Raw genomic sequence first — 477 nt, forward strand, 5'->3', positions numbered from 1 at the left:
CACTTGTTGATGCTGATTCTGATGCTGATGTGCTTGCTGACTCTGATGCACTTGTGCTTGCCGACGCTGACGCACTTGTTGACGCTGACTCAGATGCTGATGTGCTTGCCGACGCTGACGCACTTGTTGATGCTGACTCAGAAGCTGATGTGCTTGCTGATTCTGATGCACTTGTTGATGCTGACTCAGATGCGCTTGTGCTTGCTGATTCTGATGCTGATGTGCTTGCTGATTCTGATGCAGACGTTGATGCTGATTCTGAAGCTGATGTGCTTGCTGACGCTGACGCACTTGTTGACGCTGACTTAGATGCACTTGTCGATGCTGAAGCTGAGGCACTCGTTGAGGCTGAAGCTGAAGCGCTGGTTGATGCTGAAGCTGAGGCACTCGTTGACGCTGACTTAGACGCACTTGTCGATGCTGAAGCTGAGGCGCTTGTTGATGCTGACTTAGACGCGCTGGTCGATGCTGAAGCGG

1 protein-coding gene is annotated in these 477 nt (G+C 52.0%); it reads left to right on the forward strand.

All coding sequences use genetic code 11. From position 1 onward, the window contains the following. Nucleotides 1–477, forward strand: a 477-nt coding sequence (locus SINDD18_RS11045; protein WP_193750855.1) for a hypothetical protein, incomplete at both ends; no start/stop codon positions are given.

Origin of the sequence: Streptococcus infantis (assembly GCF_001579645.1) — a bacterium.
In the GTDB taxonomy this organism is placed as follows: domain Bacteria; phylum Bacillota; class Bacilli; order Lactobacillales; family Streptococcaceae; genus Streptococcus; species Streptococcus infantis_E.